The sequence below is a fragment of the Runella defluvii genome, from assembly GCF_014195535.1.
Classification (GTDB): Bacteria; Bacteroidota; Bacteroidia; order Cytophagales; family Spirosomataceae; genus Runella; species Runella defluvii.
Genome location: NZ_JACIBY010000001.1, coordinates 71,505 through 96,626, shown reverse-complemented (window position 1 = coordinate 96,626; position 25,122 = coordinate 71,505). Strand labels below are relative to the sequence as shown.

Annotated in this window: 19 protein-coding genes; 8 read left to right on the top strand and 11 right to left on the bottom strand. The window is 45.2% G+C overall.

Going from position 1 to position 25,122, the window contains the following annotated elements; all coding sequences use genetic code 11:
* Positions 1-29 precede the first annotated feature (29 nt).
* Positions 30-2,756, top strand: a complete 2,727-nt coding sequence (locus FHS57_RS00325) for a M14 family zinc carboxypeptidase (RefSeq protein WP_183970880.1) — start codon at positions 30-32, stop codon at positions 2,754-2,756.
* A 130-nt stretch (positions 2,757-2,886) separates the two neighbouring features.
* Here FHS57_RS00325 and FHS57_RS00320 read toward each other — a convergent pair whose 3' ends face one another.
* From FHS57_RS00320 to FHS57_RS00305, 4 genes are all read right to left on the bottom strand, one after another.
* Positions 2,887-3,351, bottom strand: coding sequence for a pyrophosphohydrolase domain-containing protein (locus FHS57_RS00320; protein WP_183970879.1), 465 nt, complete (start codon positions 3,349-3,351; stop codon positions 2,887-2,889).
* 81 nt (positions 3,352-3,432) lie between these two features.
* Positions 3,433-4,707 (bottom strand): HlyD family secretion protein, encoded by a 1,275-nt coding sequence (locus FHS57_RS00315; RefSeq protein WP_183970878.1) that lies wholly within the window; start codon positions 4,705-4,707, stop codon positions 3,433-3,435.
* A 326-nt stretch (positions 4,708-5,033) separates the two neighbouring features.
* Positions 5,034-7,268, bottom strand: a complete 2,235-nt coding sequence (locus tag FHS57_RS00310) for a peptidase domain-containing ABC transporter (RefSeq protein ID WP_183970877.1) — start codon at positions 7,266-7,268, stop codon at positions 5,034-5,036.
* The gene (locus tag FHS57_RS00305; RefSeq protein ID WP_183970876.1) at positions 7,265-10,441 is read right to left on the bottom strand and encodes a lantibiotic dehydratase; all 3,177 of its coding nucleotides are present in this window, start codon (positions 10,439-10,441) and stop codon (positions 7,265-7,267) included. Before FHS57_RS00305 ends, FHS57_RS00310 begins: the two co-directional genes overlap by 4 nt.
* A gap of 879 nt (positions 10,442-11,320) precedes the next feature.
* Here FHS57_RS00305 and FHS57_RS00300 point away from each other — a divergent pair.
* Both FHS57_RS00300 and FHS57_RS00295 read left to right on the top strand, forming a co-directional pair.
* Complete coding sequence (locus FHS57_RS00300) at positions 11,321-12,124, top strand: LytR/AlgR family response regulator transcription factor (protein WP_183970875.1); 804 nt, start codon at positions 11,321-11,323, stop codon at positions 12,122-12,124.
* A 2-nt stretch (positions 12,125-12,126) separates the two neighbouring features.
* Entirely contained in the window at positions 12,127-15,144 is a 3,018-nt protein-coding gene (locus tag FHS57_RS00295; RefSeq protein WP_183970874.1) for a sensor histidine kinase, read from the top strand.
* A 15-nt stretch (positions 15,145-15,159) separates the two neighbouring features.
* Here FHS57_RS00295 and FHS57_RS00290 read toward each other — a convergent pair whose 3' ends face one another.
* The 6 genes from FHS57_RS00290 to FHS57_RS00270 form a co-directional block, all read right to left on the bottom strand.
* A complete protein-coding gene (locus FHS57_RS00290) occupies positions 15,160-16,374 on the bottom strand; it encodes a lanthionine synthetase LanC family protein (RefSeq protein ID WP_183970873.1) in 1,215 nt (404 codons plus the stop codon).
* Positions 16,375-16,562: 188 nt separating this feature from the next.
* On the bottom strand, positions 16,563-16,691 hold the full coding sequence (locus FHS57_RS31645; protein WP_221225519.1) for a class I lanthipeptide: 129 nt from the start codon (positions 16,689-16,691) through the stop codon (positions 16,563-16,565).
* Positions 16,692-16,731: 40 nt separating this feature from the next.
* Complete coding sequence (locus FHS57_RS00285) at positions 16,732-16,899, bottom strand: class I lanthipeptide (protein ID WP_164490261.1); 168 nt, start codon at positions 16,897-16,899, stop codon at positions 16,732-16,734.
* Positions 16,900-16,946: 47 nt separating this feature from the next.
* Complete coding sequence (locus FHS57_RS00280; RefSeq protein WP_183970872.1) at positions 16,947-17,114, bottom strand: class I lanthipeptide; 168 nt, start codon at positions 17,112-17,114, stop codon at positions 16,947-16,949.
* Positions 17,115-17,161: 47 nt separating this feature from the next.
* Positions 17,162-17,329, bottom strand: coding sequence for a class I lanthipeptide (locus FHS57_RS00275; protein ID WP_183970871.1), 168 nt, complete (start codon positions 17,327-17,329; stop codon positions 17,162-17,164).
* Positions 17,330-17,407: 78 nt separating this feature from the next.
* Complete coding sequence (locus FHS57_RS00270; protein WP_183970870.1) at positions 17,408-17,551, bottom strand: class I lanthipeptide; 144 nt, start codon at positions 17,549-17,551, stop codon at positions 17,408-17,410.
* A 260-nt stretch (positions 17,552-17,811) separates the two neighbouring features.
* Here FHS57_RS00270 and FHS57_RS00265 point away from each other — a divergent pair, with 260 nt between their 5' ends.
* The 4 genes from FHS57_RS00265 to FHS57_RS00250 all read left to right on the top strand — a co-directional run bounded on the left by FHS57_RS00265 (position 17,812) and on the right by FHS57_RS00250 (position 23,058).
* Positions 17,812-21,009 carry a ligand-binding sensor domain-containing protein gene (locus FHS57_RS00265; protein WP_183970869.1) on the top strand — a complete coding sequence of 1,066 codons (3,198 nt, stop codon included), beginning with the start codon at positions 17,812-17,814 and terminating at the stop codon, positions 21,007-21,009.
* Between the two features lie 136 nt (positions 21,010-21,145).
* Positions 21,146-21,562: a globin family protein gene (locus tag FHS57_RS00260; RefSeq protein WP_183970868.1), complete on the top strand. Its 417-nt coding sequence runs from the start codon at positions 21,146-21,148 to the stop codon at positions 21,560-21,562.
* A 3-nt stretch (positions 21,563-21,565) separates the two neighbouring features.
* Positions 21,566-22,204 (top strand): sensor histidine kinase, encoded by a 639-nt coding sequence (locus tag FHS57_RS00255; RefSeq protein ID WP_183970867.1) that lies wholly within the window; start codon positions 21,566-21,568, stop codon positions 22,202-22,204.
* A 92-nt stretch (positions 22,205-22,296) separates the two neighbouring features.
* Positions 22,297-23,058: a LytR/AlgR family response regulator transcription factor gene (locus tag FHS57_RS00250; RefSeq protein WP_183970866.1), complete on the top strand. Its 762-nt coding sequence runs from the start codon at positions 22,297-22,299 to the stop codon at positions 23,056-23,058.
* Between the two features lie 89 nt (positions 23,059-23,147).
* On the opposite strand, the gene FHS57_RS00245 is transcribed toward FHS57_RS00250, so the two are convergent.
* Positions 23,148-23,870: a head GIN domain-containing protein gene (locus tag FHS57_RS00245; RefSeq protein WP_183970865.1), complete on the bottom strand. Its 723-nt coding sequence runs from the start codon at positions 23,868-23,870 to the stop codon at positions 23,148-23,150.
* 288 nt (positions 23,871-24,158) lie between these two features.
* Here FHS57_RS00245 and FHS57_RS00240 point away from each other — a divergent pair, with 288 nt between their 5' ends.
* Positions 24,159-25,025: a TIM barrel protein gene (locus tag FHS57_RS00240; RefSeq protein ID WP_183970864.1), complete on the top strand. Its 867-nt coding sequence runs from the start codon at positions 24,159-24,161 to the stop codon at positions 25,023-25,025.
* The last annotated feature ends 97 nt before the right edge of the window (positions 25,026-25,122 follow it).

The window sequence follows — 25,122 nt, the reverse complement described above, 5'->3', positions numbered from 1 at the left end:
AACGTTATAAACCAAATATCGTGTCCGTTATGAAACCATTTTTATGCTCCGCCATGCTGCTATTAGCAGCTTTCTGCACTTCTTTTGGGCAAAATCGCCTTAAATTTCACCGCATACAGGTCAACATTGACCCTTATCAATTGGAAAAGTTGTTTAACGATGGCCTAGAAATTGACCACTTTAGTTTTGACAAAAAAACGTTAGTGGCCGAAATCTCCGATAACGACCTACGGGTCTTTCGCAAACATGGAATAAAAGTAAACTACTTGATTGAAGACCTTGAAAAATCGTATCAAGCTTTCAATCTTAAAATGGATGAACAAAACCGCAAGATAGGTCAAATGGCCCGAACAAGTGCCGTACCAACTCCCGCTAACTTTGGTACGGGAAGTATGGGTGGTTTTTACACTTTTCAACAGTTAGAGGCTATTCTTGACAACATGCGAGCACTCTACCCTAACCTGATTTCCTCCAAAGTTTCGATAGGAAGTTCTGTGCAGAGCCGCCCCATTTATATGGTCAAAATCAGTGACAACCCCGACGTAGATGAAAACGAGCCTGAACTCATGATGAATGCCCTCCACCATGCCCGTGAACCTATGAGCCTTACCCAGCTCGTATTTTTTATGTGGCACTTACTTGAAAATTACAATACTGACCCCGAAGTCAAGACGTTACTCAACAGCTCAGAACTCTACATTTTGCCTTGCCTCAATCCCGACGGCTACGTCTATAACCAAACCACCAACCCCAACGGCGGGGGAATGTGGCGCAAAAACCGTCGGCTCAATTCAGGGGGCTCGTACGGAGTTGACCTAAACCGCAATTACGGCTACAATTATGCGCTAAACAATACGGGCTCCTCTCCCACCCAAACCTCCGATACCTACCGAGGTACCGCCGCTTTTTCGGAACCAGAAACCAATGCCGTCAACCTGTTTTGCCAACAACATCCGTTTGTTACTACCATCAATTTTCACTCATATGGCAATTATTTAATCTACCCTTTTGAGAGCCTCAACCCCAACAATAATCCCGAACAAGCGCTTTTTCAGCAAATTAGCACCTATTTCACCCAAGAAAATGGCTTTGTAGCAGGCAATGCCTACCAAACGGTGGGTTATACGGCCAACGGCACCGCCCCCGACTGGGAATATGGCCAACAAACAAGTAAAGTGAAAATGTTTGGATTTACCCCAGAAGTAGGAAGTTCGTCTGACGGATTTTGGCCTGCCTCTACGCGCATAGTTCCGTTGTGCAATAGCACTATTGATATGAACAAGAAAATTTTGCGTGTTTCAACCTTCTATGCTACTGCTACCGACAATGGCCCCGCTACTTTTGCCAGTACCAATAGTACCCTTCAGTATGCGTTCAAAAACTTTAGCCTCAAAAATGCGAGTTATACCGTTAGTATATCGTCAACGAGTCCCTATGTTACCTCGGTAGCTGCCCCTAAAACCTATACAAACGCTACCGTTGGATTTTTACAAACCCTCAATGATGGCATTGGCTTTACCATAGATTCCGCCACGCCACTAGGCACAGCCATTACTTTTACCATCAGTGTTGATAACGGAATGCACGTTCAGCAACAAACCGTTACCAAAACCTACAACACACCTAGCTGCCCCACGCCCGCCAGTGTAACGGTTACGAACCTTAGTAGTTCTACCGCAACCGTTTCGTGGGCAAGTGTCAGTGGTGCCTCTTCTTATACCTTCGATTATCGCCCCACGGGAAGCAGTACTTGGCAAAGTTCAACTTCGACCAATCTTTCCAGTGCTCTAGCGGGATTAACGTCATTTACGACCTACGAATACAGCGTCAAGGCCAATTGCCCTTCGCTCTCAAGCACAGCCGCAACCTCTACCTTCCAAACTTACTGTCCAGGCAGTACAAGTGCTTCTAGTACTTGTTTTCCTGCCCAATGTTATTCTGACGCAGGGGGTATTGTAACCGTTGAAGCTGAAAATTACAACACGGCTGCCGCAGGAACGGGTTCGGCAGCTTCACGTTCTTGGTCGTCGTTTTCCAACTCAAGTGCTTCGGGCGGCGTAGCTATGCGCGTAACGGGGACTGGTGTAAACACAGGCACAAGTCTAAACGGCCCTCGCCTCGACTACGTACTCAATATCAGCACGCCCGGCACATATTATGTTTGGGTTCGGATGTCAGCAGGGTCAAGTACCACCTCCGACGACGCATTTTATGTAGGTCTCAACGGGGTTTCTGTTTCTTCTAACTTTACCAATGGTATCAATAACAACGGAGGCACAGCGTGGACGTGGGTAGGAGCCGTTAGTGCCGTTCGGGTTACGGCCAATGTCACTACTCCGGGCTACAACGTGCTCAACATCTGGATGCGCGAAGATGGCATACGCATTGATAAAATTGTGGTGACCAACAGCAGCAGTTTTACGCCCACGGGAACGGGGCCTTCACAGAGCACTCCTTGCCATTCGGCTACGACACGCTTGGCTGCGGAAGCATTGGATATAAGCACCGACGAAGACATAAAAGCATTTCCAAACCCTTTCCAACATACTTTAAAAGTGAACTGGAATCATGCCCCTGAGCCTGTAAAGGAACTTATACTGTATGGTGTTGATGGCCGCACTATCTACCAAAATGCTACACTCGATGGCCTTTCTGAACTTGAAATTGCGACTTCGCATTTGGCCGAAGGGAGTTATTTACTGCAAGTACAATTCCCTAGTCGGCGGCGCACCCTTAAATTGATTAAGAAGAATTAGTTACCCCCTATAACAAAACATGGCCCCGCTCCAATGGAACGGGGCTAATGCCAAATTACCCTACTCTATTATTATACTTAATTTGACATCAAACTCCATGCCAAACAAGTTTCTTAAACGACATAATTTATTATTTTAAGACACCTTCCAAATCGGCAGGTGAATAAAAAATAGATTTGAGCGTTTTGTTATCGGCGGTACGGTACACCAAATACTTCCCTGCATCTTCGACATAATAACATTCCGTGCCTTTGTCTTGGAAGTGTTTTACGGTTGCTTGGGCTTCTTCCTCGGTGTTGCAAGCTTTGCTCATATTGGAGCGCTGAACTTCGTCAAACAATGCTTTGAACTGTTCTCCCAAACCAAATTCAAGAACTGCTCCCGATAATACATACTGAATATCGGCAAGTGCGTCGGCCACCCCAAAAATATCCTTTTCTAAAATAGCTACTTCCAATTCTTTTAACTCTTCGGCGATAAGTGCAACGCGCAATTTACAGCGGTCTTCAGAAGGAATTTGGGGAGTAGAGAGAATAGGATGTTTGAAGGTACGGTGAAACTCAGCGACTTGATTGAGACAGTCTAATTTTTCCATGCTTGGGACGAGTGTGTTGGTGACTAACGTTGCCCAAAAGTAACATTTTTTTGAGTAAGGTGGCTAACTTCTCTAAAATACCTACTCAACTAACGCGGACGTTGTTTTTTGAAACTTGCGGAACAAGTACCCAAAAATCGTACGTTCATCCGTAACGATATTGGCTTTACCTAGCATACCAATGTTGAGGCGGCCGCGCAGTTTTTGTAAGTCTTCGACTTGTACCCGCACGTTGAACATTCCCTTTTCGTTAGGCGTCAGCGATACCTCTGATACCATACCCGTTGCTCCGCCCCATTCGTACACGGGATAGGCATCCAGCTTCATTACCACTTCTTGTCCCACTTTTACTTTGCCAATTTGCGACGAATTGACCTGCGTATAAGCGTACAAAGGAGCGTCTTCATAAATCATTTTGAGCAAAATAGTACTTGGAGCTACTTCTTTATCCCCTTCAAACACAAACGAGACCGTACCGTTGTGCTTGGCTTTTAAGAGCAAATGATTGTCGGCTGTCGTTTCAAAAACTCCGTAAGTTCCCTTCAAACGCTGCTGCACCGACGAATAACTTCCTTTGAGGCGATCACCTTCGAGCAGATGGTCGTTGCTATTTTTGGCAATTTGTTTTTCTAAACCAGTTATTTCCAACTCTTTAGAAGCGATGTCGCGCTGGAGTAGGTTACGGCTTTCCAAATAACTTTGGTAAGCAATTTCTTGCGCATTTTTGGAACGCAAGGCATTCGTTTCGTGCTGATTAAGTTCGTTTTTACTCACATCTCCGTTTTTGTATAATTCCTGATTTACTACAAAAAGGCGTTTCGCTTCTTGCGCTTCGTGGGCTAGTTTTTGCGATTCCGACGCCCATTTTTGTTCGGCAATGGCAAGCTGTGATTTTTTTAACGCAATTTCTTCTCGAATCCGTTGAATGTTGACTTCGATAATCTGCCGTTCATTTTGCGTTGCCACCGCTTTAAACTGCTCAAAACTTTTCAAATTGGCTTGGGCAGAAGTCAGGTCTGCCGTCAATGCGGCAATGTCGGGAGCGCTGATTTCAAGAATCGTATCGCCTGCCTTTACTTGCTGACCGTTATGAACGTGTACCCGCTCTACATAAACCGCCGATGGAAAACGATAAATGTCTTCGGTCACTTCTGATTTTAGCACAAACGGGGTTTGGATGGTATCGGGCAAAATAATCAGTGCGCCTGCCAACATGCCCGTCAGGGCAAAAATAACCGCCCACCACCCCATTCGGCTGAGCGCTTTGATGCGCAAATCGGCCACAGGCGCGTCGTCAACGTGGTACAAATCTTCGTATTGCGTGGCTTGAAGGTCTTGGAATGCTGGATTATTCATGGCTCATTGAGGTTTATAATACATTTTGGTTGCTTTGCGTCTGACTATCGTCTGACGCGTACTAGCCGTCAGACGATAGTCAGACGGTCGCTGTTTGCTCTCTGTTCGGTCTGACAACTTTTTCTTTTTGCGTCTGACTATCGTCTGACGCGTACTGGCCGTCAGACGGTCGTTGTTTGCTCTCTGTTCGGTCTGACAACTTTTTGTTTTTGCGTCTGACTATCGTCTGACGCGTGCTGGCCGTCAGACGGTAGTCAGACGGTTGTTGTTTGCTCTATTCGGTCTGACAACTTTTCTTTTTGCGTCTGACTATCGTCTGACGCGTGTTAGTAATCAATGTACGTTTTCATAAAATCATAGTAAATGCCGCGCTGCGATAGGAGGTCTTCGTGCTTGCCTTGTTCGGAAATCATTCCATCGTCAAATACCAAAATGCGGTCAGCTTTTTTGAGTGTATGCAGGCGGTGCGCAATCGAAATGATGGTTTTACCCTCAAAACGTTTATAGATATTTTCCAAAATCGTCCGTTCGGTTTCTACGTCTAAGGCACTACTCGCCTCGTCCAAAATAATAATGTCGGGATCGGGGCAAATAAACAAGCGGGCAAAACCAATTTTGAGGACTTGTCCGCCCGAAAGGTTTCCGCCAAAATTGCCCACCATTTGGTTGTACCCGAGGTGATTGCCTTTGACAAAATTGTGCAAATCGGCCAGCTTGGCCGCCTCAACGACATCTTCCGTGGAAGCAGCGAGGTTGGCACAGCGGATGTTTTCTTTGATGGTATCGTTAAAAATATACGTATCCTGCGGAAACATGTGTATGTGGCTACGCAGCACTTTGGGGTTGATTTCACGAAGCTCAACACCGTCAAAACGTATTTTTCCTTCGTATTCGGGGTAAAGACCCACAAGAAGCTTCACAAAAGTTGATTTCCCCGCGCCATTTCGCCCTACAATACCAATGCGCTCTCCTTTTTTGATTTCACAGTTAATGTTACGCAATTGGTATTTTTCTTCGCGTTGACTATACCGAAACGATACATTTTCAAACTTCACAACTTTGCTCGAACAGGCATTGATTTGTTCTTGGTAATTGCTCGTTTCGCGCTCTTCTAAGAAAATTTCGTTGACTTTTTCAAAACTCACCGTCAACTGCGTCATCATCATCCAAAGTGTACTTACGCTATTGACGGAGTTCATCAGCGTCATAAAAATAGACGAAAACGCCATGTATTGCCCAATGCTCAGTTGGCCCGTAAACACCTGATAAGCGCCCACCCAAAACACCGCGATTTGGCTAAAAATAAAAATAAGTCGCTGAAGGGAGTTGATAAGAATCTGCTTTTGCTCGTCTTGCATCACCGAGTTGATGGACTCGCGGTGAAGGTGTTTCCATTTTACCAATTTATATTTTTCGAGCGACAACAGTTTGACGGTTTTAATCCCCAACAACGTATCCAAAAAACCGCCCAACGACGCCTGATTTTTATGATAGACTTTCGAGCGAAGGTTTTTAACAATAGGAATAAAAAAGACCGTGGTAACGCAGTAAGCCACAAAACAAGTCAGCGAAATCAAGCCCAACGACCCGCTAAAAGCAAACAACACGGGGAAGTAAATAAGCATGAAGAAAATGTCGAGGAAGTTTTGAATAATCATCGGATTCGTAAGTTGACGAATCCCGATTCCCTCCTGAAAACGCGACATAAACTCTTCCCGCTTGCGGCTATCGTAGTATTTTTGTTTGAGCGAAATAAGACGGTCGAAAAATTGGGTCATAAAATCGACCTCAAACCGAAACCGATAATGCACCATGAGCATACTGCGCGTGTAAGTGAGAACAACTTGCACGATAAACACCAACCCCAGCCCCACCAACAAACCCAGCATCAATTTTTTGTTTTGGTTGACCAGCACATCGTCGAGCATGGTTTGGGTGAAAAGCGGCATGACGAGTCCCACCAACTCAAGCAACAGCGAAAACAACAAGATTTCCCCCAATACCCGCTTATTCTCTTTGATGATGGGCCAATAAATTTGTTGAAAAATGGAGCGTTTTTCTTCTTTATTTTTCTTCCCAGCCTCCGCAAGTTCGGCATTTTGGTAAAAAGCTTCGGTGGGTTTTAGTTCGAGTACAATGCCGCTCCACTTATTGGTAAACTCTTCTTTGGAATACCGAACTTTTCCAAAAGCAGGGTCAGAAACGCGCACGAAATTGTCGTTGGCTTCGTAAATGACCACAAAATGCTGCCCTTCGTAATGGGCAATGCAGGGCAACTGAATTTGCTGCAAATAGTCATAATCCAGCTCATAGCCTTCGGCCTTAAAACCGTAATTTTCGGCAATTTCGAGCAGGGCGTACAAACTTGTCCCTTCTTGGTTGATTTCGGCCAACTGCGTAAACAAATGCTTGACATTATCGACGCCGTAGTGCCGAAAAATAATGGCCAACGAAGTAGGGCCACAGTCCATCGACGCCCCTTGTTGAATATGGGGAAATCGGTCAACTAATCCATAGGGGCTCATTTTACCGCCAAAAATTGTTTTTGTGAAGTCTTTCATTGGGCTGTTACGTTGGAATCGGCTGTTTTTTTGGCTAATACGTTGCGTCCGTAGTTGATGCGGTAATATTTATGGAGGTGGTAAAAAACCATGTATTCTACCAAGCGCTGTTGGCTCCGAAACAGGCGATTGATGTTCATGTGAACCAAACTCGCCAGCAAGTCTTCCAACGAAATTTGTAACTCCCTCTGCGCGTGCAACATCCGAACGTACTCAATCATCAACTGTAAATTTTCGGTGCGTTGGTTTGACAATTCGTAGAAAAACGCGTGTTCGGGATTCGCCAACGCAAACAGTTCTTGGAGCGCAGGTTCAACGTCTTTGTAACGGGCATCCAGCTGTTTTTTCAACCCTGCATTATACCCAAATTCACGACCAAAATCGGCAGCACGTTTTTCGGTAAACTCCATTTTTTGTTTTAAATCAAACCCAAACGCCGTTAGCAGGTCATCAGTAAGTTTCATGCCAAAACGCCAGCGGCATTCTTCGCCTTCGGAGCCGTCAATCATCGACAAAAACCGCAAAATGGTATCGCTATCGAGGTGAAAGTAGTCTTCAATGGCATCGATAGAATTGCTTCCATACCGTTCCAATTCACGGTTGTAGGTGTCGTTTACGACCGAAGTGACGGTTTTGTTGGCCATGTACGGCGCCAAAGCATCGTGCAATTCTTGCACCACTTGCCCGATGTGCGCAGGGTTTGCCAAATGAAAACGCAAACGAAAATGCACGTTCGGGTCGGCGTAGCGAATGAAGAAAAACTTATCGGTCCAACCGTTGGCCTTGAAACGCTCCGTCAACGGATATAACACGTCGGTCAGAAGGCGGTCGGCGGTTTTGATACCTGTATAAACTTTATAATAGAGCCACTCCGAACCCGTAAAAAATTTGCGCGTCGTTGGAGTAGAGTTTTGTACAGGCAGCGCAGGAGAGGCTACTGAGACTGCGGGATACGAAGCGGTATTATCAAAGGCAACGACAAACTGATTGGTGTGCCAGCCCCGCCCCGACTGCACCACCGACGAATCGGCACGGTGCAAAAACTCTTTGATATTGAACTGCTCTAGTGATTTTATTTCGTTTAAGAAAGTCTCGGCCAACCATTGGTTTTCTAAATCGGCGTACAGTTCATTGTCGAACTGTGTCAAACAGATGTACCTCGGTACCGAATATTGCGCTCTCCACGCCTCAATTTCAGCTTTTAGCGCAGGCCAATTATTGTTTTTAAACGCCGCTACCATCGACTTCACGTGCTGCTCTTTGAAATTCCACTGGGCTTCGGCCAACACGATGTTGTCGAGTACCAAACGCGGAATAAACATAAACAATGGCGCAAAACTGCCCGTAAAATTACTGAGTCCCGAGCGCACGTGCTGCGATTGTAACGCACACAAAAAGTGGTACGTATCCAATGACTGAGTACTCGAAAAATTGTGGGCATTGGACAAACGCGGAACGATGATTTTGTTCAGTGATTTTGACCGTAAAAAAATCGTCCCGCCCCGTACGCTCAACATTAAATCCGAAAGCGCGATTTCAAATTCGGGCGCCGTAGAGGCTTTGCTCAAAAACGGAATTTGGTACTTTTTCAATTGAGGACGAATGATGACGTTGCCCGTCCGCGCTTCGGGCAGGTGGACAATGTCCGCAAAAATCACCTCTGGGACGCTGCGGTCTTCGGCGGCACTAATTTCTTTGAGCAACGCCAACACCGAGGCGTCGGTATGGCCAAAGCGCCCGAGCAAAAACGTTCCCGTCGTACCGCCAAAGGTATCGAGTACGATTTTCTCCCGCCCCTCCTCACGAATCACCGAAAACATGGCCGTGTTGGTGAGCGGCAACTGCGGCTGACGTACTTCTACGGCACGCAGGTCTTCTTCTTTGAGGCAAATTTCGTACGCACCTGTCAGTTGAGCTTCGGCTACTTTTTGCAGCAAATAGCTGTGCTCAGGCGGAATACTGAGGGTCTGATTGGATGACTGGTTACTACCCACCCATACACCTTCCACCAAGGGCGAAATATCGTTTTTGGCTTGTCCTCCAGGATACCCAATGCCCACTTCGGGGTCGAGGGCCAACACAAAGGGAACTTCTTCGTCTTCGTATTTTTCATAAAACCGATTCCGAAATTCGTCGAGCATCGGATTTCCTGCGGGCGATAGTTTTAATAAAGTAGGGATTTTGGAAGCTAATTTATTCAACAAGCCACGGTTCAATTGGCCTGAAAGTTCGGGTAAATAAGTATCAATTTGGAACAACACTTTACGGTCAAACGGCGTCGGAAGTTGGCTTAATAAGGCTTCCACTTTTTCAAATTTAGCGCTACCATAATCGCTCCCCGATTGCTCAATGGCCAACAATGCCTGCTGAACTTCGCCCAAAAGGCTCAAAATTTCCGCTAGGTGTTCCGACGTTTCAATCTCCGCAATCTTTTGGAGCGTCCCGATGATTTGTGCCAAAAAGTCACCGCCCGTAAGCGCAGGTTCTAGCTCGCTCACCAGTAGCTGCGAAGCCACCACCTCTTCGACGTAGTCGAGGGCTTCTTGGAGCGTAATCTCTTCCGAAACAAGCATTTCAGCCAAAGCATACAGCGATGCTCCCTTTTGAGCACGGGCCAGCACCGCCTCCAAGTACTCCGACTGCTCGGCGCTACTCAGGTGATGAACACGCATTCCGCCGCCATTGTACCGATACTCCACGTAGCGGTATTGGCCGTTGATGCTGTACAAGCTGGTATTGGGGTAAAAACGAAGGAAAGGCTTAATATCAGGGTGTTTTTCAAGGTCTTGGGTGAGCGCGCAGAGGTAGTTCATGTCGAGGCGCGTCACTTTACGAGGAGTACCGATGTTATCTATACGCACAGCTGTGGATGCAGTGGTAATGGGCAACGTAGCAAACCCTCCAAACAACCCAAAAGGTGTACAGCGGGTGGCATACCTCGCGAGGTATTTGAGGAGAGAATAAACAATTCGCTTCGATTTTTCGTCGGGATGCTGCGTTACATCCAATTTTTGTACTTCTTCGTACAGGGCAGGTGAAGCAATGTACAACGCTTCTAAAAAAGCAGGTTGGGTGAGCTGGTGGCTGAGTTTTTCCCAATCAATGTTTTCAATTGCTTCGCTCCCCGCGAGAGGCACTCGTACAAAGGCCGTTGAAAAATAGGTAGTTGACATGACTGTGGCTGATTTTTTAGTAAAAATAGCGGTACGGTCTGCCTGACTCAAAAAAAGGGGAACGAAGCGTGGTTTTTTGCTTTTAAGCAGTGGCATTTTACTACGGAAGCGTTGCTAAAAACGCTGTAAGACTGCTTACCTGTTGAGCGCTTCTTACAGCGTTTTTATTTCCTTTGATTAAGATCCCGTATTGCCACGAAGTTTATAAGCTCCTCCCTGAATGTGTTGGGCGGCGTCTTTCGACAATACTGTTTTGGCTGCTTTAGGTGCGTTTTTTTCGGTTGTCTTTTTCATGAGTTTTAACGTGTTGATTGATTGTGCTTACTCTACGTTCAGTTTTCGGCATCCCTGTGTCGTCGTGATTGACGATGTAAAGTTGCATTTTCTCAGGTTTTGAAAAATTGACAGTTTGTACGCGGTTAGTTTGAGCTTACATTCGGCCGTTTTGCGTTGGCCTACGGTACTTTACTTTTCGGAAAGATGTGGCTAGCTTCCAAGTTCACCGCCACACCAAACTCAAAAACACAATCAGTGCCACTATAATCAGCATCATCCATTCAAAACGTTGGTGTATTTGCCCCAAAACTTGTTTCTTCCACTTCGTTGTTTTCATAGCATATCACTTCATTTTTATAATACCAGCTACCCCAAAGTTGCCGATTCCTTTATTTATATAGAGCCTTACTTTATAAACGGCCTGTTTATTTCTAAAATTGGCAGTGATGAATTGATAATTGGGAAGGTCTATATTCAGCAGTTACCTTTTCCCCAGATATAAACCCAAAGCCGCCTAATTTGAAGTAAAAAGTACCACTTATCGTCAACTAATAGGGCATTTCTCAAAAAAGAACTACCTTGTTTTGCTCAATCTTGTTTCTTATGGAAAAACTCCGTGCCATCATCGTCGATGACGAAGCCAACGCCCGCCAAGCCCTCACCAATCTTCTCCAAATCGTGTGCCCTGAGGTAGAAATAAGTGGACAAGCCAAAAACGTTGATTCGGCCCTTGACTTGATTCACCTTCAACGTCCCAACTTGGTTTTTTTGGACATTCAAATGCCTGGCAAATCAGGATTTGACTTATTGGCGTGTTTTGAAAAAATTGATTTTGGAGTGATTTTTACCACTGCCTATCAAGAGTACGCCGTGCGAGCATTTCGGGTCAGCGCCATCGATTATCTTCTCAAACCTATTGATCCCGACGAACTCCAAGCGGCGGTAGAAAAATACAAATCTCAAGCGACCTCCATCACGCCACAACAGGTGACGATTTTGCAGGAAAACATTCAAAATCCCAAAACATCTTCACTCAAACAACGCCTCAGAAACAATCATCAGCGGATTGCCCTCCCCACAGCCGAAGGCATTCATATTGTACAAATGAACGATATCATTCAGTGTGAGTCGCTGGGGTCATATACAAAATTCCATTTGACCCACCACAAAGTGATTGTCGTGTCGAGGCTACTAAAGGAGTACGAAGAGATTCTGGACAATTATTATTTCTTTCGCGTCCACCAGTCTAATATCATCAATTTGGAGCATATCAAGCGCTACGTCAAAGGCGACGGTGGACAAGTATGGATGAGCGACGGGGCCGAAATCGAGGTATCGCGACGAAGAAAGGACGATTTCTTAGCGCTTCTTTCTGATTTTTATGTCAACTCAGGCAAAATAGTGTAGTTATGAACCGCATCGTTTTTTTGTTTTGTATGCTGGTAGTGGGGGGCTATTCGTTAGAAGCACAAATTCCCGAACTCACTTTTGAGTCTATTACCACCAAAGAAGGGCTTCCTTCTAACGATGTATGGTCGATTACCAAAGACCCTGACGGTTTTCTGTGGCTTGGCACCGCTCGTAGTATTTGTCGCTACGATGGGTATCGTTTTCTGACCTTCAAAGACGCTCAAATCGGGTACGCTTCTGGAGTCTCCGCAGATTCAAAAGGTACCATTTACGCTTCCATCGACAGCAAAGGGTTTTGCAAAATTGAGCGTCGTTCGCTCACAGTTAAAACTTTACTCGAAAACAACTACGCCGACAAAGACACCAAAAACGACCTTCACGAAAAAGCCTTCGTGGACACCCGCAATCACGTATGGTTATGCGATTATACCCACGTAAAACGTTATGACCCCGCCACGGGAAAGCTTCATTTTTACCGTATTTCTACCAATGAAAATGATTACCAATACGCCAGCTTTTTTGAAGATAGCCGCCGTAGGTTATGGATTATCTCCGAAATTGGCGTGTATCGCTACCTTCCCAACACCGACAAGCTTGAGTGCTTGCTCGACCACGGTATTGTCGAAAAAGGAAAGCACAAAGCCGTTCGATTTACCCAAGGATTTGAAGACATTCATGGCAATGTTTGGGTAGGCAGCCATCATGGGACCTTGACGCGCATCGCCCCCAACGACCACCTGACGCATTTTTCCAGCGGGTTTGAAAATGCAGATATTCTGTGCGGTGTCGATGTAGCCGACCTCAACGGGCAACATCTTCTCTTACTCGGTACTGAAACTGGGTTACGGGCTTTTTACCCTGAACAACAGCGGGTTTATTCATTTCCAGCGTTTTACAAAAGCGGTATCCCCATCAAAACTTTTTTCGATGACAAGGAAAATGGGCTATTGTGGATGGGCACCAAAATGGGCCTTTACAAATATCGATACAAAAACATTGGCATTCGCACCTTTCACATTGCTCATAAGGCCGTCAATGCCCCCGTGACCATTACCTCAATCTTGCCACTACCTAATGGCCACTACCTCTTAGGGCTATCGCACACGGGTGTGCTCAAATGGGCACCTGAAACCCAAGCCATCCAGCTATTTCCTCTCCCCAAATCCGAGTACATTCATCGTTTACGCTGGATTGGGAATCAAGCCGTTGCCCTTTCCGACAACGGTATCTACAAAATTGACTTTCAACAAAAAGTACTTCGCCCGTGGAAAGAAATCATGAACCTAGTCTCCGCTAATTTTACGGACGTTTTGCTTGACGCCCAAAAACGTCTATGGATTTCCTCCCAAAATCACGGTTTGCATGTTCTTGATTATCCAACGTTACGGCCGCTCTCACTTTGGACCCAAGAAGCTTATCAAAAGATTTACAAAGACAATCTTATTAAATCAATCACCCAAACTGCCAATGGCAAAATATGGTTTGCTACCTGCGGCAAAGGTCTTTTTTATTGGGACGAACCTCAAAAAACCTTTGTCAATGTTCACGAACTCCCGTTCAACAAAGGAGTAGAAATTAGTTCAATGTGTAACCTTTCTTTGCAGAATGGCGCTAATAACAGCGTTCTATTATCGGGCTGGGGTGGAGTGGACAAAATTGAAACATCGGGTAAAATTGGGGCAAGTTTTGATTACAAAAAAGATGACATTTTAGACACCTACTGCTCCAATATACTCGAAGATCCACGGGGAAATTTTTGGTTTAGCACCAACGAAGGCATTCAAATTGGTAACGTTCCAACGCGTAGCGTTCGCCACCTTTCTACGATTGAGGGGCTTTACAGTAACTCACCCGTGGGTTTTTATTACCATCCCCCCAACGAATTGTTACTAGGACACATCAACCACATCAATATACTGAAAATCAACGAAGTAAACTCCAAAAAACTACTTCCAAAAATCGTTGTGAGTGCTATAGAAGTGAGTGGTCAGGCAAGGGCGTTGGATACGAGCCAAGCAATTGGGTTACAGCCGCACGAAAAAATCCTCAACCTCCAGTTTTCAACCCTCAATTTTGAGCCCAGTACCGAAAACGTCTATCAATACCAACTCGAAGGCTTTAGTAACGACTGGGTCAATATGGGTAATCAAAATACCGTTTCGTTTACCAATTTAGCCCCCAAAACCTACACCCTAAGGGTCAAAAGTGGCAACAGTTTTGGATTTTGGACAACAACCCCGTTGAAGTTTACAATTACGGTTGAGCCCTATTTTACCGAAACATGGTGGTTTAAATTAATTATCGCCTTGATGGTCGGAATCATAGTAGCAGGACTGATTCGTTGGCGGCTAAATACGCTCCAAATTCGCAACCAGCTAGAACTTCAAATGAGCGAATGGAAACTCAAAGCGCTTCAATCGCAAATGAACCCCCATTTTTTGTTCAATTCACTTAATTCGGTTCAAAATTATTTACTCCAAAACCGAGGCGTTGAAGGAGCCAAGTACCTCTCTAAATTTTCGCGCTTGGTGCGTCGAATCATGGAAAATTCTAACCACCAATACCTACGTTTTGAAGAAATTATCGAAACCCTCAAAATGTACGTCGAAATGGAAGCATTTCGATTTAGTCATGAGTTTAGCTATGAATTTAACATCGACGAAGACGAAGATATGCTCGACACACTCCTGCCTCCAATGTTATTGCAGCCTTATGTGGAAAATGCCATTTGGCACGGCCTTATGCCCAAAGAAGGAGATAAAAAACTGGTCATTTCGGCCCGTTGTGAGGGAAATTATATTTTTTGTACGATTCAAGACAACGGCGTAGGACGTCAGTTTGCCCCACGCCGAGAGGGACATATTTCACGAGGACAAGAAATGACACGCGGCATTTTTGAATCGTTGAAATACAAGGATAAAAAAGCAAAAATTCAAGTCGTCGATTTGTTTGATGTCGAAAACCAAGCCGCAGGTACGCGCATTGAAATGTTCATCCCAACCGCTCCGCAGGCATAAAACCAAGGCTATTTTTCAAGACAACAACAAAAAACGCTCCCACGCCCGTGCTGCGCCCAAATACGTCAAAAGCGCCATGCCAATGCTCGCCTCTCCGTCAAGCAATGATAGGTTTGATTCGTATCTCTCGCCGTTGTAGCTCAAAAAAACATCGCTGCTCTCAGTCGGTTGGACATAGTCAAATGTCTTTGAAAGCCAATAGGTTTCCGTTGGTTCCAACAGGTGTTGTGGAAACGCTTTAGCAAATTTTCCAAAGAGATACGCCGCTCCCAAGGTTCCGTGGCAAAGTGCAGCGTCTTTCATCGCTACATCACGGCCTCGACGCGCCGCCGCGCGGATGATCGTTTGTTCGGCAATCTCGACCCAAAATTCGTTTTGGAGTTTTTGCCCCGCCAACAAAAACGTATTGGCAATGCCCAAATCTCCATAACACCACGCAAGGCGGCTCTCTTGGTCGGGCGCATTGGCTTGAACCACGCTTGGAAACACTGATTGCGCACTTTTATTGCGGACGTTCCACATCCACCGAAGCGCCCCCGCAATCAGTTCTTTACAACGGGCTGGCGCATGACCTTTTTCGTAAAGAAGTGTTAAAATAGCGACAATACTGGCGGTTCCGTGCGATAGACCCAAATTGTACAAGGAAGGTGAAGACGAACCTCGACGCCCAAAATCATCAAACTCCCACGTAATGCTACCACTCGGAAAACGAACGGCTACCAGCGATAGCTGTTCGACAATTTGGTCGATGTACGACGTTATTTTAGGACTGGGAGTTCGTTCCAGAAAATACAAACACACCCCAAGCGCCCCGTGCAAATAGTCAAAATTGCCGTCGGCCAACAACAACATCGCGCTTTCAAACAAGCCTTCGTCGAGGTCTTCGACAATCGACTGCGGGTCTATTTCATCGTCTTGCAATAAGCCTTCGTTGAACAAATGTAAAAAGCCCCACGCAACCCCCGCGATTCCACCCGCAAACGAATGAATGAGTTTGCCTTCTTGAATAGCGTTGAGGCTTGATGACACCCGTTCCCAAATTCGGCCATCGTCCTTGATTCCAAAATGGCGGTGATAATATGCCTCAAACAAGGCATAGCCCATTTGCCCCCCCAACAGCGACGCGTGCCCGTCGGTTGGCTGACCCGCAATATGGTGATAGATTCGATCCAAAATAGTTCTACAGTCGGCGGAGAAATCCTCCGAAGTAAGCGTATAAACACTTGTCATGGTTCACTTAGATGAGTAAGGCTTAAAATTCATTAAACTTTTTCAGGGTCTAAAATCAATCTTGCTAAACCGTCAGAAATCTCTTTTGAAGCGTAGGCAAGCCACCATAAGAACGCGAATATTGGTTATAAAAAAACAGCCACCCTAGAGAAGGGTGGCTGCCACATAAGACCGCTAAAAGATAGCTACTACAAACAAAAACAAGTTTTTTTCTGCGTAAAAGGCACGGCACCTCCTTGAGCATCTTGAAGTTGGGTCTTTGAAAGCGATACGACTTTGTCGGTTTTCAGGCTGAGTTTTGACAAATGCTTTTTCATTGTTATTGATTTTTTGGCTGTAAGTAAATGGAAAGAAAAATTAGCAGCTCCAAGATGGGCAAGTAAATGTGCACAAATCAGAATGACAATAGTGCTTCGAGGTAGGGTTCGATTGAGGACGGCCACCTACAACGCCTTGGCTGTTGTCTTTTGACAAGTTTACTACTTTGTCAGTCTTCAAGTTCAATTTTGAAAGTTGCTTTTTCATTGTTGTGTTTGTTTTGTGTTTTGTGTTTAAATGAATGGAAAGAAAAATTAGCAAGAGAATGTTGCCCCCGTGAATGTACATAAGTCACTCACACAATACACTTTTGAATTAGGGTTCGATTGAGGACGGCCACCTACAACGCCTTGGCTGTTGTCTTTTGACAAGTTTACTACTTTGTCAGTCTTCAAGTTCAATTTTGAAAGTTGCTTTTTCATTGTTGTGTTTGTTTTGTGTTTTGTGTTTAAATAAATGGAAAGAAAAATTAGCAAGAGAATGTTGCCCCCGTGAATGTACATAAGTCAGTCAGACAATACACTTTTGAATTAGGGTTCGATTGAGGACGGCCACCTACGACGCCTTGGCTGTTGTCTTTTGACAAGTTTACTACTTTGTCAGTCTTCAAGTTCAATTTTGAAAGTTGCTTTTTCATTGTTGTGTTTGTTTTGTGTTTTGTGTTTTGTGTTTAAGTGAATGGAAAGAAAAATGAGAGATTGTTTCAATAGAACGACTAACCATTTGGCCAGCAGCGACCTACTTGGCAAGAAAGAGTTTTGACCGCAGGTGCCCCTCCTTTAATAGCTAGAATATCGTTTTTAGAGAGCACAACGATGTTATCCGTTTTTAAATGAAGTTTTGAAAGTTGCTTTTTCATTGTTGTGTTTGTTTTGTTTTTTGTGTTTGAATGATTTGTTTGTCGTGATTGACATTGCAAAGGTGGTGGGTAAAACGACGCTGGGAAAAATCAAAAAAGTAAAGCGGTTAAATTCCCCATTGAAACGTTTTAACTTTCTTTCCAACGGTTCATTTATCGTTTCAATACGGTTTAATTCCCAAAATCCACGACTCGCTTTCTCTTTTTGGGTTTTTACTTCGTAAAGTTTTAGCTTTAACCCTCTAAAATTGGTCGCATTTATGCCATTTCGCCTGTCGTCCCTGCTCTTTTTGGTTTTCATCTGCTGGGGGCAGCATAGGAGTCATGCCCAATTCTCGAACGTCTCGTTTCAGCACCTTGGCCCCGAGCAGGGCCTTCCCATCCACTACATTACGGCGACAGTTCAGGATACGTCGGGCTTTATGTGGGTGGGTACCATGATGGGAATGGTGCGGTACGATGGAAAACAGTGCCGTATTTTTGACCACGAACGGCTCAACCCTCATTCTTTGTCCGACATGCTGGTGCGTGCCGTTTTTATGTCCAAAAATGGTACGTTATGGGTCGGCACCCAAAATGGGTTTAACCGCTTCGATTTTCGCACCCAACAATTTGAACGATTTTACTTTAGCCAACACGGCAAGCGCTGCAATTACATTCGCTGCGTGGCCGAAGACACCCAAGGGAAACTTTGGCTAGGTACCGCCTCTGGGCTCCTTGTTTTTGACCCTATTTCTAAAAAATCGGAACTCGTTAAACTGCCCACTGACGCCTCCTCCAAAACCCAAGTTTATTCGATTCGGAGTATCATGGCCGACGGCGAGACGATTTGGGTGGGTACCGACATGGGGCTGTATCGTTATCATCGTTCGTCTAAGTCGTTTCAGGTATTTTGCAAAAGCGATGAGCTTGGTAGCATCCCCGACAATTCGCTTTCGGCCCTGGCCAAGCACCCCCAAACGGGCGATATTCTGGTAGGGTCGCGGAGCGGAATGGTCGCTTCGTTGAGTTTATCCAGTGAGCTTTTTCGGATCATCAAACTCCCCCTCAAAGAACCCCAAGAAATCAGCCGTATTTATTTTGACCGTGACCAAACCTTATGGATTTCTACCTTGGGCGAAGGGGTTTTTTATTTTACCAAAAATTCGGACAAAGTAGGGCAATTTCTATCTGACATCAATACCCCAAGCAGCCTCGGCTCCAACTACGTCAAATCCGTTTTTCAGGACTGTGCGGGAGTTATTTGGTTTTCTACTTCGTACAAAGGGCTAAGTCGGTTCAACCCTTACAACCAGTCGTTTCGCTCGTTGCTCAAAGATGCCAACGTTCCTCAGCCCAATGCCAACGCCAGTACCATCAATCGGATTGCGGTCGATAGCAAAGACAACCTTTGGCTGGCCACAAGCGAAGGCTTGCTCTGGATTGATGCAAAAAAAACGACCCACAAACGCTATTTACATGATCCCAATAACCCGTATAGCCTGACTGACAATTACATCAACAGTGTGCTGGTGGACCGCAACGACGGCGTGTGGGTAGGAACTCGTTCGTATTTACACTATTTTGACGTTAAAACGGGCAGATTTACGCACTTCGACCACCTGCCAAATGAAGAAAATCCCTCCCCTTCGGAGGGTATTACCCGTACCGATTTTGTGGCAGGCAAACTGATTTACGACCTTGCCGAAAGTGCCGATGGCCGCATTTTTATTGGGACAGAAGAAGGTTTGACCATTTACAACCCCAAAACACGCATTTTCACCAATCATTTCAATGATGCGCGGATTCGGAAAGTACCTATCAACCGTTTTAATTCACTCTTTTTTGACAGCAAAAACTACCTGTGGGTAGGCTGCGGCGTCGATGAGGTGCTTTGCATTAGCCCCGATTTGACCAAAACTGTTTCATACCGTTACGAAGAAAGTAACCCCAAAGGACTACCCGACAACGGCGTCATGGCTTTTGCCGAAGATTCAAAGGGAAATATCTGGATGGGCACCGACAACGGATTGGGTTGTTTAAACCGACAAACGCAGCAATTTACCAACTTCACCACCCGCAACGGGCTGGCTAACAATTATATATCGGCCCTGATTCGCGTAGGAAGCACCCTGTGGATGGGAACGGCCAATGGCTTAACTCGTTTTGAGGAAAATGGCAAACGATTTACTTCTTTTGGCTCGGCCGACAACCTGCAAGTATTGTCGGTAGAAACCGAATGCGTCGCCAAAGACAGCCAAGGCAATTTGCTGTTTGGCGGCTTGTACGGGCTGGTGAGTTTTCACCCCAACCAAGTCAAGACCAATTCGTTTATCCCGCCCGTAGCCGTAACATCGGTCAAAGTGTATGGCAAGGAAGTATTGCCAACGCTTTACCGCCAAACCAACGTCCCAATAGAGCTAGATTATGACCAAAACGACCTGACGATTGAAGTCGCCGCCCTGAGTTATGACCATTCCGAAAACAATCTATTTTCGTTTTGGCTCGAAGGCATTGAAAAAACTTGGGGAGCACCCACCCACCAAACCACCCTCAATTACCTCAATTTACAGCCTAACGAATATATTTTGCACGTGCGAGCGGCCAACAACGACGGTGTCTGGAACCCTGTCCCGTACCACCTGCACATCATCATTCATCCACCCTTCTGGCAACGTTGGTGGTTTCGGCTTTTGGTCCTTGCTACCCTGATTGGTTCGGGCGTGTATTTGTACCGCTGGCGGGTCAAAATGATTGAACACGAACACGCCACCGAAGTAAAACTGTTGGAAGAACAACAAACGCTCCAAAATCAATTGAACCAAGAGTTGACCGAAAAACTCGACTACCAACAGAAGTTTGAAATAGCCCAAAAACAACAAGCCGAGACGGAACGCAAAACGATTTTGCTGGAACGAGAAAAGTTTTTATCCAAATACCAAAACCTTGTCAATCAGCTCAATCCGCACTTTTTGTTCAATAGCTTGGCCGTGCTCGACAGTTTGATTTACAAAGACCACAAACTGGCCTCGAAGTACCTGCGTCAGCTAACAAAGGTATATCGCTACCTCATCGAAAACGACGACCACGAAACCGTGACGCTGGAACAAGAATTACGTTTTGCCCGCGATTTTGTCAGCCTGCTTCACATGCGTTATAGCGACGGGCTACAGATTGACATCCACCTTTCGGAGACTTTAAACCAAAAACGAATTGTCCCAGTGACGTTCCAAAACCTGATTGAAAACGCCATCAAACACAACATTACCGCTTTGGAATCACCGCTAAAAGTGTTGATATATGAAGACAATGAGTATTTAATTTTTGAAAATAACTTACAAAAACGAGGTACCGTTGCGACCTCCAACAAACGGGGTCTCAGTGATTTTAAGGCATTGTACAGCTATCTAACCAACCGACCCCTGTTTATCGAAGAAACAAACACGCATTTTGTCGTACGGGTACCCTTATTAGATTAACGGTTCGCCCAAGTTTTTGGGGCGGATTAAGTCGCGAAACCCACGACTCAATTGCTTTTTTTGTAAAGTCCCCATTGAATTTACATAATTTCAGCCACCTGATTAGTACATCAACCCTTGCTCAATTGTTGAAACCATGAATGACCAACAAAAAAGACTCGTCCAAACAAGCTTTGCGCGTATTGTTCCTAAATCTGAATATGCCGCCAAGGTTTTTTATGGTCGCCTATTTGAAATTATCCCCGAAGTACAACCTTTGTTTAAAAGCGACCTTAAAACCCAAGGAATTAAGCTATTTCAAGTGATTAGCTTTGCGGTTTGTTCGTTAGATAATATGGACGAGTTGCTCCCACTTCTTCATGATTTGGGACGCCGCCACGTAAAATATGGCACTCAAGACAGTCATTATGCCTTTGTTGGCGAATCGCTGATTTGGACGCTAGAAAAAGTACTTAAAGACGATTTCACGCCCGAAATTCGGCAAGCGTGGCTCGATGTTTACAGCCTAATGGCAGCTGCTATGGCCGAGGCAGCCAGCCAAGAAATCACCTAATCTATGAAACCACTCGCTAACCAACCTAACCAATCCCACGAACTCCCCGCCAAACCAGCGAGTGACGCAACCAACTATGACAGTACCCAGTCCGACGTCAGGTACCAGAGTTTAGTTAGCCAGCTAAACCCACACTTTTTGTTTAATAGCCTAGCCACCTTAGAAAGCCTCATTTACAGCGACCAGCGCCTCGCCGTCAAGTTTCTGAGCCAGCTTACGCGGGTGTATCGTTACTTACTTTCGACCCGTAGCACGCCGCTCATACCACTCAGCGATGAGCTAAATTTTATTAAAGATTATGCCGACTTACTCCAAACGCGCTTTGGAAAAGGGCTTACGGTGCTCATCGACGTGCCACCTCAGTACCTCGAACGAAAGCTTGTTCCTGCTGTTTTGCAAATCTTAGTAGAAAACGCGACCCGTCACAACATCACCGACCCCGATAGTCCATTGAAAATATCCATAAAATCAATTGATAACCAATTAATTATAGAAAACAACCTTCAAAAGAAGCAAATTTTAGAACCAAAACGCAACGAAGCCCTCAAAAGCCTCACCGACTTGTACGCTTATTTTTCGAGTGTACCCATGGTCGTAGAGCAAACCCCCGAAACCTTCCGAGTCACCCTGCCTTTGCTGTGATTTTGGTTATTGGTTAACTGGTTTTTGGTTGATTGGTTCCCCCAATTCGTCATTCGTAATCCCTAATTCGTCATTCCCAAGTCCTAACTTATATGAAAGTCCTAATCGTAGAAGATGAAATTTTGATTGCTGAACAGCTCCAACGGATGCTAAAAGACATAGCACCCCAAACGGAAGTCCTTGACGTACTCCACAGCGTCAAAACGGCCCGCCGTTGGTTTATGCAAAACCCTGAACCTGATTTGCTGTTTATGGACATCCAGCTTTCGGATGGCATTAGCTTCGACTTGTTCAATTATTTCGACATCAAATGTCCCATTATTTTTGCCACGGCCTACGACGAATATGCCATCAAAGCCTTCAAGGTCAACGGTATTGACTATTTGCTCAAGCCCATTGATGAAGAAGACCTCATTCGGGCTTTGGAAAAATACAAAGCCCTGAAAAAGAATGCCCAGATGCCCACTGAGTTGCTCCAGACGTTGGTCAATCACCCAGCGCAAAAAGGAAAGTTGTACAAAGAAAAACTCATTGTGCAGCACCGCAATGCCTCCATTCCTATTTCAATCTCTGACATCGCCGCTTTTTACCTCGACCAAGTCATCTATGTCGTTACGCACGACGGACAAAAATACATTGCCGAACAAAACACGCTCGATGAAGTAGAAGATATTCTGAGTCCTATCGAATTTTTCAGAACGGGCCGCCGACAAATTATTAATCAGCAAGCCATTGAAAGTTATAAAGGAGATGCGGCAGGAAAATTGTACCTAAAACTCAAAACCAACCACCTCCCCGAAGTAGAAATTAGTCGCGAAAAAGCCCCCGTTTTTAAACGCTGGATAGATAGATAAAGGAATGTCGAGGGGAGAATGCAGAATGTCGAATTTTTTTAAATTATTCGACATTCTGCACTTTACACTCGACACTCACTCAACATTCCCTATGATTCGCTTTTGACGGAGCTTGCGCCTGAGGTATTGGAACGAACCGAGGCCGTTCCACGGTAACGCACACTACTAGCGCCACTCGCTTCTACCTCCATTTTGCCGTTGACACTCACGCGTACGTTGCTCGCGCCCGACACGTCCAAAAATGCTTCTTTTACGGGAAAATCGTACGCTCTAATCGAAGTAGCACCCGACACTTCCCCTTCGATACGGTTGGCATTTCCTGTCAATGTAATGCTAGAAGCACCCGAGGCGTCCATGATTATTTTTTGTGCTTTTACTTGAATATCCGACTTAGAAGCTCCCGAAATATCCAAGTCGAGTGTTCCTAAATCGTTGAAGCCCGACACCCTTGAGGTCGTTGCACCCGACAAGTCCAATCCTTTGAGTGTAGGCATCGAAACCGTTACTGTCACTCGCTTGCGGTTTCTTCCCCAGCCCAATGAGTCCTTGTAGCGAATCCGAAGTTTTCCCGCCGAAACGCCTGCTTCCAAATCGTCAATATCCTGTTTACGGCCTTCCACTTTGACCGAATAATTGCCTTTTGTTACCGAAATTTCAAACGCACTTCCCAACGACAAACGGTCAAAACCTTTCAAATCGTAGGTACGTGAGCTGCGGCTGTCGTCTTGTTTTGAAGAAAATGAACAAGCGACTACTACCAATGCGCTTGCCAACATTGCAAGCATTAACTGACTTCTGAAGATTGTTTTCATGTGGTTACTAGTGTTAAAACGGTTGTATTTGGTATTTGTCTATAAGATGCATCTAAAACGGCTAACGTTGCATTCTTCTCAAAGTTATTTTTTAATCGTCATACTACTGAGTCGTTTTTGCCGTTTTTAGCACGCCAACATCTTTGTTTTAGCACAAATTTCTTTTTTTCAACTCATAACACCTTGAAATACAACTTAGTATCAAATTGATAAATACTTTTCAAGTAATTATCCGATTCTGATTACTTTTGTACGAAGTTCAACCTATCAAATCACCTTTTGTACCAAATGAACCGTAGAACCTTTCTTCAAAGCACAGCGGGACTAAGTGCCCTCGCTATGCTCGGGTTGGAAGCCCGCCCCAATGCCAAATCGGTAGGATTACAGTTGTACACCCTTCGCAGCGACATCCAAAAGCAGGGAATCGAGAAAATTTTGGCCGAAGTTGCCAAACTTGGATATAAAAAAGTAGAAAACTTTGGGTACAACCAAGGCAAGTTTTTTGGAAAAACCCCTACCGAATACCGTAAGATTCTTGCCGATAATGGCCTCAAAGCCATCAGCGGCCACTACATGACAGCCCGCTCCAAGGCATTTGGAGACACCGATGGCTTGACCAAAAACTGGGATAAAATAGTGGAAGATGCCGCAGCAATTGGGCAAGAATACGCAGTTATCGCCTATTTGATTGACAACGAACGCAAACCTGAAGATTACAAACAACTTTTTGAGCTGTTGAACAAAGGCTCAGAAGTGGCAAAAAAAGCAGGTCTTACACTCGGTTACCATAACCACGATTTTGAATTTACCCAAAAAATTGACGGCGAAAAACCATACGACTTGTTGTTGAAAAACACCAACGTCATCATGGAAGTGGACTTGTATTGGGTAGCGAAAGCAGGTGAAAATGCCAACGAATACTTCAAAAAATTCCCAGGTCGTTTTCCGCTTTGGCACGTAAAAGACATGGCCAATACCGAAAAGAAAGAGTTTGCAGAAGTAGGCGTAGGCACCATTGATTTTGGCGCGTTGTTCAAAGATGCCAAAAAAGCAGGCTTAAAGCATTATTTTGTAGAGCAAGACGTGTGTCAGCGTCCACCACTAGAAAGCATCAAAATCAGCATCGACAACATCCAAGCCGCTAAGTGGGGGTAAGTTTTCGGTTGTGTGTTTTCGGTTTCTCAAAACCGAAAACCGAGGTTTCTCAAAACCTCGCAAACGCTCCATATAACAACAAGGCTTGGCGAAGATT